The sequence below is a fragment of the Paenibacillus sp. 1001270B_150601_E10 genome (assembly GCF_015558675.1).
Lineage (GTDB): Bacteria > Bacillota > Bacilli > Paenibacillales > Paenibacillaceae > Paenibacillus_B.
Genome location: NZ_JADMOL010000012.1, coordinates 35117 through 51973, shown reverse-complemented (window position 1 = coordinate 51973; position 16857 = coordinate 35117). Strand labels below are relative to the sequence as shown.

Genomic DNA, 16857 nt, shown 5'->3' with positions numbered 1-16857 from the left:
AGGAAAGGCTGTCACTTGGCTGATATGCCCCTGCAGCAGCGTTTTACCCATCTGCTGTAAGGGGTGCATATCAGGTTAACCAAGGGGCAGCCTCTTTGTCATGTGCCTATGGAGTAGAAGCATGCTCCTGCTGCACGAATAAGCCATAAAAAAACAGTCCATCAAGGTGAGCCTGTGACGGACTGTTTTTTTATATATACAATTCATAAGTGCTGTTTTCTAAGTATCATTAGATTCTAGGTTGGCGGGATATAAGCCCGTTCAAGCCACTACAGGCTGATCTAGAATGACAGAGCCAGACCAATAGATCTCCTCTAAATGCGGATGATGATCGTGAGAAGTCGTGCATTTCTCGCGCAGAAGCATGCCAAGCTTCGTGCACGATTGAGAGAGTGCAGCATCGGAGCCTGCAATGACAAGAAGACCATAGCGGTCGCCGTAAACCATGAGAACCTCCTCTTCCTTAAGCTCCTGTTTCAGCTGAAGTGGTGAAAATGGATGCTTAAGCTGCTGTATGGTCGTCAGCTGTATACTTTCCTTAGGATCAACAACCGTCTCGACAAAAGTGGAGTAAGCCACTTGTGCAGGGCGGGCGGTGAGCGTTGTGAGCACCTGCTGCAGCTCTGAAAGCTCAGATTCCATATGCTGTGCTGCAGGCTTCGCCACCAATAGAGTCATCGTCATGTTCATTCTCCTCCCTTTCCACATACAGAAGCCTTATTCTTAGATGATCAAGGCTTTGAGGGTAAATTACCCCTATTTTAGCACTCTTAATCGCCAGATGAAACGGTAGGATATGGCATATAAAAGAAGATAATGTCTACTGTTTTGCCATGTAGGCCGCAATCAAGCACCCCCATTTATCCTTGTAGAGGTTGACGCTGGATAAAAGATAGGTATATTATGTGTATTAAGTGTACTATACATAGTAATACAGTTGATGCGAAGTCCAGATGTGCTTCGCCACAAGAGGAGGCAAGCGATGATACGGCTGCAGGAGCATAGTGCGACACCCATCTACGAGCAGATCGTTGAGCAGCTGAAGGCACTTGTCGTCAAGGGAGCGATGAAAGCGGGGGATAAGGTGCCTTCCGTGCGGGAGCTTTCTTCTATGCTGCTTATAAATCCGAATACGGTGAGCAAGGCGTATCAAGAACTTGAACGGCAGGGTGTCATTAAGACGATACGCGGCAAAGGAACCTTTGTGTCCTCGAATGAAGCGCCTAGGATGGCTGCAGAACGGACGGAAGCTCTGCAGCGGGAGCTTCGGCGATTGGTCGTCGAGGCGAAGAGCCTCGGGCTTACACGCAAGCAATTTGAAGAGATGATTCGATCGGAAAGTCAATCATTATGGGGGGATGAACGTGCTGCGGATTGATTCGCTGCATAAGCAGATTGACGGCAAGGCTGTGCTCAGCGGAGCGAGCTTTGAGCTTAAGCCGGGAACCGTTACAGGTCTCATTGGCCGAAATGGCACAGGGAAGACCACGCTGATGAGGTTGATGGTCGGAATCTATGATCCCGATCAAGGTCAAGTAACACTGGATGAGATAGACGTTCATCGAATATCGTCAGTGAAACGGGACATTGTATTTGTGCCTGATGCGCCAACAGCGCTTGAAGGCTACACATTAAAGCATTGTGAGGAGCTGTATGCAAGGATCTACCCGAACTTCGACCGTGCGTACTTCCGTGAGGCCATGGAACGATTCAGGCTGCCCTTAAACAAATCGGTCAGATCACTGTCGAAAGGGATGAAGATGCTGTTCAGCACAGCGCTTGGCCTAGCAACGAGAGCCAAGGTGATTCTGCTTGATGAGCCGACGAACGGCGTGGATGCGGTTGCGAAGAAGCAGCTGCTCGCGCTTATTATGGAGTCGGTAACACCAGATAGCAGCATCTTGATCTCCTCTCATATGCTGCATGAGCTGGATCGCATTGCGGATTCTATTATCCTCTTAAAAGACGGACAGACCGAGGAGCAGTGGATGCTTGAAGATCTCCGCGAGAAGGTACGGAAGCTGCAAATTGTCTTTGCAGATGGGGCAAGCAAGGAGTGGCTGAAGCAGGCGGATGTACATGTGCTTCAGCAGATTGGTCGGGTCTATACGGTGCTGCTGGAGTCGGAATCCCTGTATGCCTCATTGAAGGAGCAAGACGTGCTGCTGATCGATGAGCTGGCTCTTGTGCTTGAGGACTGGTTCACCTGGAAATCAGGAGGTGACGGGGATGTGGCGTAAAGCTTTTGATCCAGGATTATGGTTCAAGGAATATCGACAGGTCCGCGTGATGCTGTGGGCGATGCTCGGTCTAGGATTCGCAACTTTGCCACTATATAACATGAATCGGTGGTGGTTTGGGGAACAACGGCTGATCGACAATACTGTGGAGAGCATCGTCATGAACCCAGGCTATGATCCATGGATGGATGCCGTCATGAACATTCAAGTTCTCATGCTCGTGCTGGGAACGATTCTGGCTTTATGGCAGATGGGATTTGAGCGCAGATCCAATATGCAGGAGTTCACTTTGTCTTTGCCTTATTCGCGCACTCATATTTATACAACGAAATGGCTGCTTGGTGCTGCTTTTCTGATCGGATGCTTTTTGTTCAGCGCGGCATTGGATGCTATTGTGCTCGCTACCTCACAGCTTGCTCCGTTTATTGAATGGGGCGGGTATGTGATGACACTCTTAAGAGCCATGTTGATTAATCTAACCTTGTATACGCTGATGCTCGCGATGGGCACGGTGTGCGGCAGCGTATTCAGTCAAATTTCCTTCTTAGCCGTTTTAGCTTTACTGCCAGAGTTCATCCGCTTGATGGTGATGAGATTCTGCTGGGCGTTTGACATCTCGACACTTAAAAAGGAAACAACTCTAGAGGGCGATGTCTATTATTCTTCTATCGTTCCGAATATTCACAGACCGGAGCAATACCTGTTTAACGACGTTCGGGGCGCAGATGGGGATATAGGATTTTGGACTATCTCTATTGCATTGACCGTGACTCTATTTGTAGTAGGCTTGCTCTTGTTTAAACACAACAAGGCAGAAAATAACGGCAAGCTCGTCATCCTGCCAAGCTTTGAAGTGATCCTTCGCGTAGGCTTCACGCTGTGCTTCGCTCTGCTTGGTGCTACCGTATCGACGGGGGTATTTACGAATAGTCCTGCTGCTTACTGCATTGGTTTCCTTGCAGCATTGTTTATCGGTTACTTTATCATACGCTGGTTAACAAACGTGAAATTAAAAATATAATGCATCTTAACGCACCGCATCAGATAGAGAACACCTCAAATAGAGAGAAAAGACAATTGGACGAAATGGGCTCCTCTTAAAGGGTTCAATCATTATCATTACAGAGGGTCAGCCCTATTAGGAATAAAAGGACCTCAGCTTCCACGATCTGTGGAGGCTAGGTCCTTTTATTATGGTGCTAGCAAAAGCTGAACGCACGGCCTCATGGGCAGGTTGAACGAGGAATGACGTATGATCCAGAAGTTGATGTATACATCATCCTGCTGTTTACGCCTCCATTGCTTCTTGGCGAGGCATGTGGGGCTAGATTCAGCCCAATATTCGCCTTAGGACGCGAAGCGTACGGTTCACAATATCCTTCACATCCTCAGGTGTTGTACAGTGCGGCAGCCAGTAATAGATCGTATCTCCAAGCGGACGCAGGATAAGCCCTTCTTCGAAGCCTTCCTCGTATATGGCAGCGCCGATTCGTCTATCAGCAGAGAAGGCGATCCGATTCTTTGCATCTTGGTAAAGATCAAAGGCAGCGACAAGCCCGAGCTGACGGATATTCGCTGCATAGGGGAGCTCAGCGAGACCGCAAGAGTGCAAAGCTTCTGCAAGAGCGTGAATCGTGCTCTGCATTCGATCCAGAACGGCTTCCTCCTGAAAGATATCAAGACTCGCCAATGCAACAGCACAGGCGACCGGATTGCCTGTAAAGCTGTGCCCATGGAAAAAGGTCTTTTGGGTCGCATAGTCGTCATAGAATGCGTCGTAAATCTCATTTGTGCACAGTGTAGTGGCGAGCGGCATGATGCCTGCCGTCAAGGCTTTGCTTAGGCACATGATATCAGGCGAGACGTCCGCATGCTCACAGGCGAACAGCTTGCCTGTCCGGCCAAAGCCTGTCGCCACCTCGTCCGCGATCAAGTGGACACGGTGTGCTGTGCACAGCTTGCGCAGTTCCTGCAAGTAGCAGGCAGGCGTCATGATCATGCCGCCAGCGCCCATAAGCATCGGCTCCACGATGATGCCGGCGATATGATCCGCCTCGTTAGCGAGCAGCTCGCGAAGCGGGGCGAGCGCCAGCTCGGCAACGATGAGCTCATCCGCTGGCGAACGGCCCTTTGCCTGCCGCAGATCGGGTGCAGGCATGCGGTAGCCATGGAACAGAAGCGGCTTGAACAGAGCGTGGTACTGTTCAACGCCGCCAACGCTGACGGCGCCCAAGGTATCGCCGTGATAGCTGCCGTCGAGGTACACAAATTTATTTTTTTCAGGTTTTCCAACCTGCTGCCAATATTGAAATGACATTTTTAGTGCGACTTCGACAGCCGTTGATCCGTTGTCTGAGTAGAACACTTTTTGCAGACCTTCAGGTGTAAGGTTGACCAGGCGTTCTGCGAGCTCAATTCCTGGGGCGTGAGTTAGGCCGCTGAACATAATGTGGTCAAAGGCATGAAGCTGCTGCATAATCGCTTCTTTGATCTTAGGATGACCGTGACCGTGGACATTGCACCACCAGGAGGAAACGGTATCGTAATATTGTCTTCCATCCGCATCGTAGAGGAAGATGCCTTCTGCGCGATCGATGAGGACGTGATTGCGATCCTCATAATCCTTCATTTGCGTAAAGGGGTGCCATACATATTGACGGTCCTTTTGGAGCAGTTCGTTGATTTGCTCAGGAGATCGAAGAGCTTGCTTTCGCATATGAGTTTTCATAGAATAGAACACCTCCGCCATCTATATTGTTAACCTATTATACACCTATAGAGGTTAACATATAAAGAGTGTGGATAAGCATGACTTGAGAGAAGATGTATTTGATGGTTCAAGTTAAATCATTTAACCATAACAATGGCGAAGGAATGGCAAACGCATACGGGAGGACATTATTTTTCAGGAGGGGCTATAATCATATTGAGTGCGAACGAATCTATTGAGGTCCCGTTACATAAAATAGCTTTGAATTATATAACATATCTTTGATTTGTAATATTGTTCCTATTATCTGGTTGTGAAACAATGATATCATCCATTGACTAGAATGATAAGAACGCCCTCAATAGAGTCAAATCATCCGCATGCATGAATCCTAATCTTGATCCTTCATCCTATGAAATAGCAACCTAATGCTCAGCTACAACAATCCCAAGTGGGAGATGTTGACCCGATATTCGTGAAAGGAGCAGCAAGCAATGTTTCGCTTGAACATAAAGGCTAAAGTCTCTCTGTCCACGATGCTGCTGACCTGCTGGAGCTTCTTTCTTGTCTCTTGTGCCACCCTTGGCGAGCAGCAAGCAGCGGTAACGCTTAAAATTATGGCATGGAATGATTATCAATTTAACGTACAGTATAAGCAGCCTTTTGAGGCTTTGCATCCCAAGATCAAGCTTGAGCCGATTATTCTCGATACGAGTAACGGAGTGCCGTATGACGAAATGCTTGAGCTCATACAAAAGCAATCCCCAGACGTCATTGCCGTAACGCCGGGCCTTTTTCAGAAGCTTGCAGAGGAGGGCGCGCTTGTTCAGCTTGATCCTCTTATCAAGAGAGATCAATATCCCATTGAGGACATGCATCCTCCAGCAATTGAATATTTGCGGGCCAAAGGGCTCGGAAGCTTATTTGGCTTGTCTTCCTATGTGAAGACGCAGGCCCTTTTCTACAATAAGGATCTGTTCGATCAGTACCGAGTTCCTTATCCAAAGGACGGCATGACGTGGGAAGAGGTGATAAAGCTGTCTGAGCGCTTTAAGACTTCGAACGGTTCGGAGGCTGTACAGGGACTAGTTGCTGGGGGCTATCGCTACGGCAAAGGACACTTTAGTGTAGAAATGGCGGAGCTGATGCAGCTTAGCTATCTGGATCGGCAGGGAGAGCGTGTGGTGATACAGACTAAACCATGGAAGGAATTATTCGAAACGATTGATCGTGCATTCCGATTAGGTGCTATCGTCGTTCAGGAAGAGGAAGAGCCGAACGGGTTTATGGAAGGGAAGGCTGCGATGACGATCGGCACGCCAACCACAGCATTGCAGCTTGGAGAGCTTGATCGCGCCAAAAGCAAGCGGAAGGAGTGGCCTTTGCTGAATTGGCAAATGGTTACGTCTCCTGGCGGCCCCGCCGAGTCTAACCCTGGAACATGGTCTTTGGATCATATTCTTGCGATTCCTGAGTCTTCAGCCTATCCTGAAGAGGCTTGGACATTTATCCAGTTTATTACGAGCAAAGAACACACAATAGGCGGAGGCTCCCTATGGTCGGGGCATATGAGGGAGATTAGCGGACGGAGCCAAGAGCCCTTTTACAAGTATCCGCCTAAGGTGGAGAAGCATGAACCCATGAATGTCCCGGGGAAATTCCATGAGCAGTTCTATATGATTGTAAATGAGCATCTTGAACAGGTGCTGGAGCGTAAAGCCACCATTGATGAAGCGTTAGCTGCCATACAGCAAGAAGGGCAGCAGAAGCTTGATGCGTTGAGGCAGGAGCTGGATAGAGAATAAGATGATGCAAATCAAAGGTCGAAAGCCCCTATTCCGAGAAGGAGAGGGGCTTTATTTATGGCAGTGGGATCAGGGCTGTTTATTTCCTCGCTTGCTCTAAGGCCAGTGCTACTGCTTGAATCACGGCTTCACTGGATTTGCTTGCTCCAGACAGGGAGTCAACGCCCTCTGTCGTTTGCTTTTCAATGATCTCAGGGATCGTATCGTCGATAATGCCTGTCATCAGGCTTTCCGTTTCTTCATGCTTGACGACATCAATAATATCGATTTTGCCGCTCTTTACAACGACATTTACAACAACTTCGCTTTCACTTCCTTCGGCCTTTCCTTCATAGGTGCCATCATCATATTTGCTTGAGGAACTGCAGCCTGCTGCAAGAAGAAGCACAAGCACAAGCGAGATCATGGCTGACAGTGTTTTTCTCATCTATGTTACCGCCCTTTCGTAAACAGAACGATCGTTTCAGCTGTGGATCGATGCATTGAATTCTTTTATTTGTGAGGATCACTCTAAATATAAAAGAACCATCCATAGATAAATGTGAATTAAATCACAAAAATAATAAACAAATAGGATATTTTATTTTTAAATGTTCCCTGTCCGAAGAATATACATTTTATAAAAAGAAATAGGAACGATTGGGAGATTCATTAATGAGTAAATACATAATTACATATACCTATAGGATAGGCTTGGAAATAAGGTGGAATCCAGTGACGACAGGTGTAGAAAAATGGATTAAAATGACATTAATTATTCAAAAATATCCCATGTTATGGTGTGGATTTTATTTATGAGTATGCTGAAAAGTATTGATATAATAGGTTTTTCGCATATTTGTACGAATAATAATTCAAAAGCGTGCATATAAGAAGGAACCAATGTTTCCCTATGTCTACCAACGGTAAATTTGTTATTGAAATGGCTTTCTATTATGCATATATTTTAGATAGCTTCAAATTTTATAGAAGCTTTATATATTCCTAGGAGGGGTCACCTTAAATGAAAAAAGGGGTCTTAGCAGTACTCAGTTTAGTGTTGTCTATCACGATGCTTGCAGGTTGCGGAGGTAAAAATTCAGGAGCTGAAAATGGCAGTGATGCACCAAAAGCAAACTTTAAAGTCGGTATGGTTACCGATGCAGGTACAATTGATGACAAATCGTTCAACCAAGGAACCTACGAAGGAATTGAAAAAGCAAATAAAGATTTCAATATGGACTACAAGTACCTGAAGCCAGCTGGAACAACGGAAGCGGATTACTCAAAAGAGATCGGCAATCTCTATGATGCAGGCTTCAAATTTATTGTAACGCCAGGCTTCAAGTTTGAAACAGCGGTCTTCAAGGCACAAGACAAATATAAAGATGCGAAGTTTGTTATTATCGATGGAACGCCAAATGCTGGTGACGGTGCTGAACCGGTTGTTAAGGAAAACAGCGTAGCGATCTTCTTTGCGGAGCATGAAGCAGGCTTCTTGGCTGGAGTTGCTTCCGCCCTTCACATGAAGGAAGGACAAGCAGGCTTTATCGGCGGCATGGAAATTCCGCCCGTTCAAAAGTTCAACTGGGGCTTCCAGCAAGGTGTAGCTTATGCGAACGAGAACCTTGGCACGAAAGTAGAAATGAAAGCGGAAAACGTAGTATATCAAGGCTCCTTTGACGATGTAGCAGCTGGCGGGCAGCTGGCAGCTCAAATGTATGACCGCGGCGTAAAAGTGATCTTTGCAGCGGCTGGCGGCGTAGGTGTAGGGGCGATCAATGAAGCGAAGACACGCGTAAAAGCTGGCAACGACGTATGGGTTGTTGGTGTAGACGTTGACCAATATGAAGACGGTGTATACGCAGATGGCAAGTCTGCGGTTCTGACTTCTGCTGTGAAGAAGATTGACCATGCTGCATATGACATGATCAAGGCAGAGTCCGAAGGCAAGTTCCCAGGCGGACAAACGCTTATGTTTGATGCGAAGAATGATGGTATCGGCCTTCCAGAAGAGAACCCGAACTTGAGCGAAGACACGATCAAGCAAGTAGACGAAGTGTTTGCGAAGATCAAAGCCGGCGATATCAAAGTGGCAGCAGAGCAAGGCGGTCTGATCAAGTAAGATAAGTATAGAAAGCAAGGCTGGAAGTGAGGCGGCAGAAGCACCGCTGATCGGCGCGGCGGAAGAGGCATTTATCCTAAAAGCAAATGACATCTATCCACTCGCGTCGATCAGCTCGTTTCTGCAATTGAAGAGACGAGTGAAAGACGGAAGACATCCGTCTTTTTTTGTGAGCAAGATGAAGACAATGCCCGCATGGGCAATTAAAGAAAGTGAGGACCCTAAGCCATGGACTATGTTGTCGAGATGGTGGGCATCCGTAAGGAGTTTCCGGGGATCGTTGCAAATGACGATATTACGCTTCAGCTAAAAGAAGGCGAGATTCATGCTCTGCTCGGTGAAAATGGGGCGGGGAAATCAACGCTTATGAGTATTTTGTTTGGCATGTATCAGCCTGACCGTGGATTCATTAAGGTGAATGGGCAGGAAGTGAAGATTACGAATCCGAACGTGGCGAATCGCCTCGGCATCGGCATGGTGCATCAGCATTTTAAGCTGGTCGAGAACTTTACCGTAGCGGAAAATATCATTTTGGGTAGTGAAACACGCCAATGGGGCATTTTTTTGAATATGAAGTCCGCGATCAAACGCGTTGAGAACCTGTCGCAGCAATACGGTCTTAATGTGGATCCGAATGCGAAGATTGAAGACATCTCGGTCGGCATGCAGCAGCGGGTGGAAATCCTCAAGATGCTGTACCGCAATGCAGAGGTGCTGATCTTTGACGAGCCGACGGCCGTTCTAACCCCTCAAGAGATTGAGGAGCTTCAGCATATTATGAAGAAGCTCGTTAGCGAAGGCAAATCCATTATCCTTATCACGCACAAGCTGAAAGAAATTAAAGCCGTTGCGGATCGCTGCACGGTCATTCGACGCGGCAAGACGATCGGCACGGTGGATGTTGCAGAGACCAGCCGTGAGATGATGGCAGAGATGATGGTTGGCCGCAGCGTATCTTTTAAGGTGGATAAAAAAGAAAGCGAGCCGGGAGATGCGGTATTGCAGGTCCAATCTCTTACGGTTAAAAATAGCAAGAAAATTGAAGCTCTTAAATCCTTCTCGCTGGACCTTCATGCTGGAGAGATTGTCGGGATCGCAGGCGTGGACGGGAATGGCCAGAGCGAGCTGATCGAAGCCATTACAGGGCTGAAGCAGGCGGAAAGCGGCAGTGTTCTTCTTAATGGAAAAGAGATTGCGAAGCTCTCGATTCGTGAACGCCATGAGAGCGGCATCGGCCATATTCCGGAGGACCGTCAGAAGCGCGGTCTCGTTCTCGATTATACGATTGAAGAGAACCTGATCCTTGAGGTATACAACAAGCCTCCTTTCTCCAAGGGAGGACTGCTTAAGCCTGCCGCCATTCGCAAAAATGCTGAGCACATTATCGAGAGCTTCGATGTGCGCTCTGGTAACGGAGCGACCTCAATCGTTCGCTCGATGTCTGGCGGTAACCAGCAGAAGGCTATTATCGGCCGCGAGGTAGAGCGTGATCCAGATCTTCTTATCGCGGTACAGCCGACACGCGGCCTTGATGTAGGATCGATCGAATATATTCACAAGCGTCTAGTCGAGCAGCGCGACAAAGGCAAAGCGGTACTCCTCGTATCGCTTGAGCTTGATGAAGTTATGAATCTAGCTGACCGCATTGCGGTTATTAACAACGGTGAATTGGTTGGCATTGTCCACTCCTCTGACACGAATGAGCGCGAACTGGGGCTCATGATGGCCGGTTACAAGAGAGAGGAGGAAACAGCATGAGGAACGGTGTCAAATCCTTAATTGCCGTTTTGTTTGGTTTGCTTGCAGGTGCGCTTCTCATGGTATTCACAGGGCATGACCCTATAGAGGGCTACACGTATCTTTTGCAGGGCGCGCTTAAGAATCCTGAGCGGATCGGCAATATGCTTGCAACGGCCACACCGCTTATCTTAACGGGCTTATCGGTAGCCTTTGCCTTCCGGACAGGCTTGTTCAATATCGGGGCAGCAGGCCAGATGCTGTTCGGCGGCTTCTGTGCGACAGCCGTAGGCCTCTCGTTTGATTTTCCACGTCCGCTTCTATTGCTTGCGATGGTGCTCGCTGGCTTTATCGGCGGTGCGCTGTGGGCTGTAGTTCCTGGCTTCCTGAAGGCGCGCTTCAACGTGCATGAGGTCGTATCGACGATCATGATGAACTGGGTCGCCTATTGGACGATCTATTATGTGGTGCCAGGCTACTTCAAAGGAGCCAGCTTGGAGACAGAATCTCGTCAGCTCCCACCAGAAGCGATGCTTCATCAACAGTGGCTTACGGACCTATTCCAAGGCTCTTATATTAACCTTGGGTTCTTTATTGCGGTGCTTGGCGTGATTATTGTCGCGTTTATTATCAACAAAACGACGCTTGGCTATGAGCTGAAGGCGGTCGGCTATAACCGCCATGCTGCTGAGTATGCAGGGATTGCTGTAAAACGCAGCATCGTTACGTCGATGTTCATCTCTGGTGGACTAGCAGGGCTTGCGGGCGTTGTGCAATACGCAGGTAATGCCTCCAGCATGCAGATTGGTGTTCTGCCAACGCAAGGCTTTGATGGCATTGCGGTTGCGCTTCTTGGCATCAACGCTCCAGTTGGCGTATTCTTATCGGCTATCTTCTTTGGATTGCTGTACTCCGGACGAGGCTTTATGAATGCAATGACGGAGATTCCGCCGGAAATTGCCGATACGATTATTGCAATCATTATTTACTTTGCAGCAACCAGCATCTTGATTGAGCGTTTATATCAAAAATACAAATCGCGTCGTGCAGCGAATAAAAAGCGGGAGGACTGAAACCATGTGGACGACTATTGAGCAAATTTTTCCGTATGCGATCGCCTTCATGATTCCGCTTTTGATTACAGCTTTGGGCGCGCTGTTTAGTGAACGAAGCGGCGTCGTCAATATCGGACTTGATGGTCTGATGATTGTCGGCTCGTTTATAGGAGCCTTTGTTGTTTCTAAGCTTCAGGAGATAGTTCCCGGGGCGTGGTGGACGGTATGGGTAGGTCTGATAGCTGCCGCAGCAGCAAGTGCGCTGTTTTCGCTCCTGCATGCGTTCGCCAGCATTAATCTAAGCGCCAACCAGATCATCAGTGGTACGGCCATTAATATGATTGCAGGTGCGCTTACGATCTTCCTGGCGCGCAACATGACAGGCAGCGGTAATATTCGTGTCAAAAACGGTTTTGATACATTTGATATCCCGTTTCTTTCGGATATTCCGATCATAGGCAACTTGTTTTTTACGAAAATGTACCCTACAACGTTGCTTGTCCTCAGCATATTGATCCTTAGCATGTTCTTGCTGTACAAGACGCCATTCGGCCTTCGTCTTCGCTCTTGCGGGGAACATCCGCATGCTGCGGAAGCGGCAGGGATTCGGGTGCAATCGATGCGTTATGTGGGCGTCATGATCTCAGGCGCTTTCTCAGGCCTTGGCGGCGCGATTATACTGCTTACGTATTCCGGCGAATTCACGGGCAACGTAGCAGGGCTTGGCTTCCTTGCTCTTGCTTCCTTGATCTTTGGACAGTGGAAGCCGATCGGCATTCTGCTTGCGACGTTGTTCTTCGGATTCGCAACAACTGTAGCGAATGTATCGCAGGTTATTCCGTCATTGGCGGTCTTCCCGCCAGTGATTCTGAAGATATTCCCTTATATTGTCACATTGATCGCGTTGGTGATCTTCTCGAAGTCCTCCAATGCGCCGAAGGCGGTTGGAGAGCCATTCGACTCCGGCAAGCGCTAACAGCATTTAGAGTATATTAAAAATGAGTACCTCTGCTAGCAGCCATGTATGAAGGCGTATAGATTGAACGAATGAATGAGAGTCGTTCATCTATATAGATGCTGGCAGAGGTTTTTTTCAATTGCGAGTCATTTGCATTCTTCCTCGTTCAACCGGATAATAGTAACATTGAATAGAGACTAATAGATTGAGGGAAATAGATAGCCTATGTACGCGCAGAGAGGAGCTTATGAATGATCTATGGTGTGGGTCATGACATTCTTGAGCAGGATCGGGTAAAAAGCATATTGGAGAGCAGCAGCGGCGATCGGTTTCTACAGAAGATCATGACGGAAAAAGAACGGGAGCTTCTCGCTGATCGCGGGCCGCGTAGAATTGAGTATACGGCGGGCCGCTTTGCGGTGAAGGAGGCCGTCGTCAAGGCGTTTGGCTGCGGAATCTCAAGCCAGATCGGCTTTCAGGATATTGAGGTGCTCCCTGACTCGCTAGGGAAGCCGGTAGCAGTGCTGAGCCCGGGTGCTTGGGAGCGCTTGGGGCTTGATTCGAATGAGATGCAGCTTCACGTCAGCATCTCCCACCAGCCGGGACTGGCGTCTGCCTTTTGCATCGTGGAGAAGCTTGCATAAGAAGATCGTCTTGCATAACACAATGAGGGCCGCGATCTATAGTGATTGCGGCCTAATCTTGCCATATATATAGAATTTATAAGTGCTGCTTCCTGAGCGTCAAAGGAAGAAACTAAGCCCCAGGCTTGTCTGCCGTGTCCGACTTCAGGGTGGACAGCCATTCTGCGACCTTTTCGACGTCGCCTTCCTCCATGGAGCGTCCTACCTGCGGCATACGGGTGCCGCCGTTATGGATCTTGTCGATAATCTCTTCCTTGGTCAAGCGATCTCCGACCTTTTGAAGATTCGTATCCTTCCCCATGCGGCCTTCCAGATTGCCGCCATGGCATTGCAGGCAGCTTTGCTTATATACATTAGCCGCCTCAGCAGGTGCTTCACTTAAGATGGCATTCGATTCCGCATTGCTTGATGCACCGTTAGAGCTGCTGCAACCAGCCAGCACAGCGCCTAAGCACAAGGCGCCAATGAAGACTCCTAACCCTTTTGAACCTAATAGACTGCGCATCGTAATCTCCTTTCCATGATGAGTGCCTAGCTAATTTAAGTATGCTTGTGGTGGAAGAATAAGGCAAGGTGGAAAGGTGTCATTTGGAAGAACATTTGTCAGGTTCAGGGTGTGATATAATAGACAGCGGAAATTATACTAGCATAATAAGGAGGCCGTCATGGTCGAACCAAAAGCCTTTTTCAGCCGCGAGCTCTTGCGCTGGTATCACGAGAACCGCCGTGATCTCCCTTGGCGGCACGGACACAATCCTTACTATACATGGGTATCCGAGATCATGCTTCAGCAGACGCGAGTCGATACGGTAATCCCTTATTTTGAACGATTCATCTCCAAGTTTCCGACAGCAACCGACCTTGCTGATGCACCAGAGGAAGAGGTGCTAAAGGCGTGGGAAGGGCTTGGCTACTATTCGAGAGCCCGCAATTTGCAGGCAGCTGCGAGAGAAGTAAAGGAGCGCTATGGCGGAGAGGTGCCCGATGACTTGGCAGCCGTCTCTTCGCTGAAGGGCATTGGCCCTTATACAGCAGGCGCGATCATGAGCATCGCGTTCAACCGCAGCGAGCCTGCCGTGGATGGCAACGTGATGCGTGTGCTTTCGCGCTACTTTCGCCTGCATGATGACATCGCGAAGCCTAGCACGCGTGTTAAGATTGAAAAGGTTGCGAAGGAGCTGATCCCTGACGGACATGCTTCGGACTTCAATCAGGCGCTGATGGAGCTTGGCGCGCTGACATGCACGCCAAAGTCTCCATCATGCCTGCTATGTCCGGTCATGGAGCTTTGCGAGGGTCGCATCGCAGGAGAAGAACTGATCCTGCCGATCAAGACCAAGGCGAAGCCGCCGAAGCCAGAGGTACGCTATGCAGCGCTCATTGAGGGCACGGGACGGCATGAAGGCCAGCTCTTGATCCGCAAGCGTCCAGATACAGGACTGCTTGCTCGGATGTGGGAGCTTCCCCATGTGCTTGCAGCGAAGCAGGCAAGCAAGGGGAGCGCTGCAGAGGAAGAGGCAATGGACCAAGTAAGGGAGATGCTCTTCCAAGAAGGAATTCACGCAGAGCCAGTAGAGGCGTACTGCGATGCAGAGCATACGTTTAGTCATATTCAATGGCAAATGCGCGTATATCGCTGTAAGGCGCTGAGCGAAGCGACTCTTCCACCAGGCTACGCGTTTATCGAACGCGAGCATATGGAGGAGTATGCGTTCCCGAATCTATTCTTAAAGCTTATTTTGCAGTACTTTAATGAGCAGACAGTGGGGAATAGCTGAGCCATTCCATAGGTTGGGATAAGTGGCGAATCAGAGAGCTGACAAGCAAGGAGAGATAAAGATGGCAGTGAGAGAAATATTGCCGTTTGGGGATCCGATTCTGCGCAAGACGTGCAGACCAATTACCGAGATGACGCCCCGAATGGTGCAATTGCTGGATGATTTGAAGGAAACATTGTACGACAAGCCAGGAAGAGCGGGACTTGCCGCTCCTCAGATCGGCATCCTGAGAAGAGCTGTGGTAATGGATGTCGGTGAAGGCTTTTACGAGTTTATTAATCCTGAAATTCTGGAATGCTCGGGTGAGCAGGTGGGGCTAGAGGGGTGCTTGTCCTATCCCCATTATTATGGCAATGTGCAGCGTTATGAGCATGTGAAGCTTCAGTACATGACGCGCGAGCTCGAGACGAAGACGCTTGAAGCCAGCGGCTATTTCGCGGTATGCATTCAGCATGAGCTGGACCATTTGGACGGCGTGCTCTTTATTGATCGTATGGGAGAGACATTCCTTGTCCATGAGCGCACACATGACCGTGTTCCGGTTATGGAGGTCCTCAAGCTATCCAATCAGAATGTGTGCAAGTTATAGTTTGAACAGTAGAGTCAGTCATAGCGGTAGAATAGAAAGACGTGTCCAATGGGAGTCCCTTGAACACGTCTTTTTCATATCATCAATTAACAGGCCCATTTATCCTCTAGACTCAATATCCTTCGCAACGCGGAAGCCGATATTGCCTGATGAGCTGTCGGGAGTATTGCTGCTGCGAGCCGCCACTCGATATCGATTGCAGTAGGATTGATGGCATAGATAGGAGCCGCCCTTCATGACGCGGCTAGTTCCTTCAGAAGGTCCCATGGGACGCTCAGTCGAGCCTCGCAGCTCCGGTCGCTTTGTAAACCAATCCGCACACCATTCCCATACGTTTCCGGCCATATTGTATAGACCGTAGCCGTTTGGATAAAAGGCATCGATTGGTGCTGTCCCCAAATAACCGTCGCTCGCATGATTCTTTGTCGGGAATACCCCTTGCCAAATATTGCAGTAGTGCTTGCCATCTGGACGAAGGACATCTCCCCAAGGATAGCGGCGCTTCTCTAAGCCGCCTCTCGCGGCCGCCTCCCATTCGATTTCCGTTGGAAGCCGCACACCTGCCCAATCGCAGTAGGCCATTGCATCGTTCCAACTGATATGAACGACTGGATGCTGCATGCGATCCTCGATATGGCTGCCCGGTCCCTCCGGCTGCTTCCAGTAAGCGCCCTCGACGGCAAACCACCACGGCGTCTCTTGAGGAGAACCGATGATTGGCAGCTTATCCGGGTCCTCGATAAGAAGATGAAACACATAGGACCAGTTGAACTTTTCAGCATCCGTTAGATAGCCAGTAGCATCCACGAAGCGGGCAAACGCCTCATTCGTAACCGTATGAGGCGACAGGTGAAAAGCCTCGATCGAGACAGGGCGAGCAGGCCCCTCGGCATCTGCGGGAAATCCGATATCTTCATCGGTGCCGAGCATATACGTTCCAGCAGGGATGATAGGCCAATGGGACGTATCGACAAGCGCTGCACCTTGGGCTGTCGTGCTTGTACGTTCCGATAAGGAAGTTGAAGGCACAGTGGAAGCTGTCCCTGATGAACCGATTTGCTCCCGTGTGCCTGCACAGCATGATTGGGCGGCATCGGTGTGTTGTTCTCTTGCTTCTTGGGCTGAAGAGGCAGCTAGCGGAATCCATTTCTTCATCTTCAACGCTCCTTGCATGATAGATAATAAATGCGATGAGTTAACTCGGAATAGTAGCCGTCTCGAACTACGGTCTTTATGA

At 49.0% G+C, this 16857-nt stretch carries 16 protein-coding genes; 11 read left to right on the top strand and 5 right to left on the bottom strand.

The features are described from left to right. Positions 1-261: 261 nt before the first annotated feature. The gene (locus tag I2H74_RS20435) at positions 262-684 is read right to left on the bottom strand and encodes a hypothetical protein (protein WP_195576096.1); all 423 of its coding nucleotides are present in this window, start codon (positions 682-684) and stop codon (positions 262-264) included. A gap of 298 nt (positions 685-982) precedes the next feature. On the opposite strand from I2H74_RS20435, the gene I2H74_RS20430 reads away from it, so the two are divergent. Genes I2H74_RS20430 through I2H74_RS20420 form a run of 3 tightly spaced genes read left to right on the top strand, consistent with a single transcriptional unit; the run spans position 983 to position 3261 of the window. Further along, positions 983-1378, top strand: a complete 396-nt coding sequence (locus tag I2H74_RS20430) for a GntR family transcriptional regulator (RefSeq protein ID WP_195576095.1) — start codon at positions 983-985, stop codon at positions 1376-1378. Next, the gene (locus I2H74_RS20425; RefSeq protein ID WP_195576094.1) at positions 1365-2240 is read left to right on the top strand and encodes an ATP-binding cassette domain-containing protein; all 876 of its coding nucleotides are present in this window, start codon (positions 1365-1367) and stop codon (positions 2238-2240) included. The genes I2H74_RS20430 and I2H74_RS20425 overlap by 14 nt, the downstream gene beginning before the upstream one ends. Continuing rightward, a complete protein-coding gene (locus I2H74_RS20420) occupies positions 2230-3261 on the top strand; it encodes an ABC-2 transporter permease (protein WP_195576093.1) in 1032 nt (343 codons plus the stop codon). The genes I2H74_RS20425 and I2H74_RS20420 overlap by 11 nt, the downstream gene beginning before the upstream one ends. 309 nt (positions 3262-3570) lie before the next feature. On the opposite strand, the gene bioA is transcribed toward I2H74_RS20420, so the two are convergent. Further along, positions 3571-4968, bottom strand: coding sequence for an adenosylmethionine--8-amino-7-oxononanoate transaminase (gene bioA, locus I2H74_RS20415; RefSeq protein ID WP_229106892.1), 1398 nt, complete (start codon positions 4966-4968; stop codon positions 3571-3573). Positions 4969-5444: 476 nt separating this feature from the next. Between bioA and I2H74_RS20410 the strand changes: the two genes are divergently transcribed. After that, a complete protein-coding gene (locus tag I2H74_RS20410; RefSeq protein WP_195576091.1) occupies positions 5445-6755 on the top strand; it encodes an ABC transporter substrate-binding protein in 1311 nt (436 codons plus the stop codon). 79 nt (positions 6756-6834) lie between these two features. On the opposite strand, the gene I2H74_RS20405 is transcribed toward I2H74_RS20410, so the two are convergent. Next, positions 6835-7182 (bottom strand): FMN-binding protein, encoded by a 348-nt coding sequence (locus I2H74_RS20405; protein ID WP_195576090.1) that lies wholly within the window; start codon positions 7180-7182, stop codon positions 6835-6837. A 576-nt stretch (positions 7183-7758) separates the two neighbouring features. On the opposite strand from I2H74_RS20405, the gene I2H74_RS20400 reads away from it, so the two are divergent. From I2H74_RS20400 to acpS, 5 genes are all read left to right on the top strand, one after another. Continuing rightward, positions 7759-8859 (top strand): BMP family lipoprotein, encoded by a 1101-nt coding sequence (locus tag I2H74_RS20400; protein WP_195576089.1) that lies wholly within the window; start codon positions 7759-7761, stop codon positions 8857-8859. A 228-nt stretch (positions 8860-9087) separates the two neighbouring features. Further along, on the top strand, positions 9088-10617 hold the full coding sequence (locus tag I2H74_RS20395) for an ABC transporter ATP-binding protein (protein ID WP_195576088.1): 1530 nt from the start codon (positions 9088-9090) through the stop codon (positions 10615-10617). After that, positions 10614-11669, top strand: coding sequence for an ABC transporter permease (locus tag I2H74_RS20390; RefSeq protein ID WP_195576087.1), 1056 nt, complete (start codon positions 10614-10616; stop codon positions 11667-11669). Before I2H74_RS20395 ends, I2H74_RS20390 begins: the two co-directional genes overlap by 4 nt. Positions 11670-11673: 4 nt before the next feature. Beyond that, a complete protein-coding gene (locus I2H74_RS20385; protein WP_195576086.1) occupies positions 11674-12627 on the top strand; it encodes an ABC transporter permease in 954 nt (317 codons plus the stop codon). 233 nt (positions 12628-12860) lie between these two features. Then, positions 12861-13253 (top strand): holo-ACP synthase, encoded by a 393-nt coding sequence (gene acpS / locus I2H74_RS20380; protein WP_195576085.1) that lies wholly within the window; start codon positions 12861-12863, stop codon positions 13251-13253. Positions 13254-13365: 112 nt separating this feature from the next. On the opposite strand, the gene I2H74_RS20375 is transcribed toward acpS, so the two are convergent. Then, the gene (locus tag I2H74_RS20375; RefSeq protein WP_195576084.1) at positions 13366-13758 is read right to left on the bottom strand and encodes a c-type cytochrome; all 393 of its coding nucleotides are present in this window, start codon (positions 13756-13758) and stop codon (positions 13366-13368) included. A gap of 160 nt (positions 13759-13918) precedes the next feature. Here I2H74_RS20375 and mutY point away from each other — a divergent pair, with 160 nt between their 5' ends. After that, positions 13919-15031, top strand: a complete 1113-nt coding sequence (mutY, locus tag I2H74_RS20370) for an A/G-specific adenine glycosylase (protein WP_195576083.1) — start codon at positions 13919-13921, stop codon at positions 15029-15031. A gap of 61 nt (positions 15032-15092) precedes the next feature. Next, the gene (def, locus tag I2H74_RS20365) at positions 15093-15620 is read left to right on the top strand and encodes a peptide deformylase (protein WP_195576082.1); all 528 of its coding nucleotides are present in this window, start codon (positions 15093-15095) and stop codon (positions 15618-15620) included. A gap of 99 nt (positions 15621-15719) precedes the next feature. Here def and I2H74_RS20360 read toward each other — a convergent pair whose 3' ends face one another. After that, positions 15720-16775, bottom strand: coding sequence for a formylglycine-generating enzyme family protein (locus I2H74_RS20360; RefSeq protein ID WP_195576081.1), 1056 nt, complete (start codon positions 16773-16775; stop codon positions 15720-15722). Between the last annotated feature and the right edge of the window lie 82 nt (positions 16776-16857).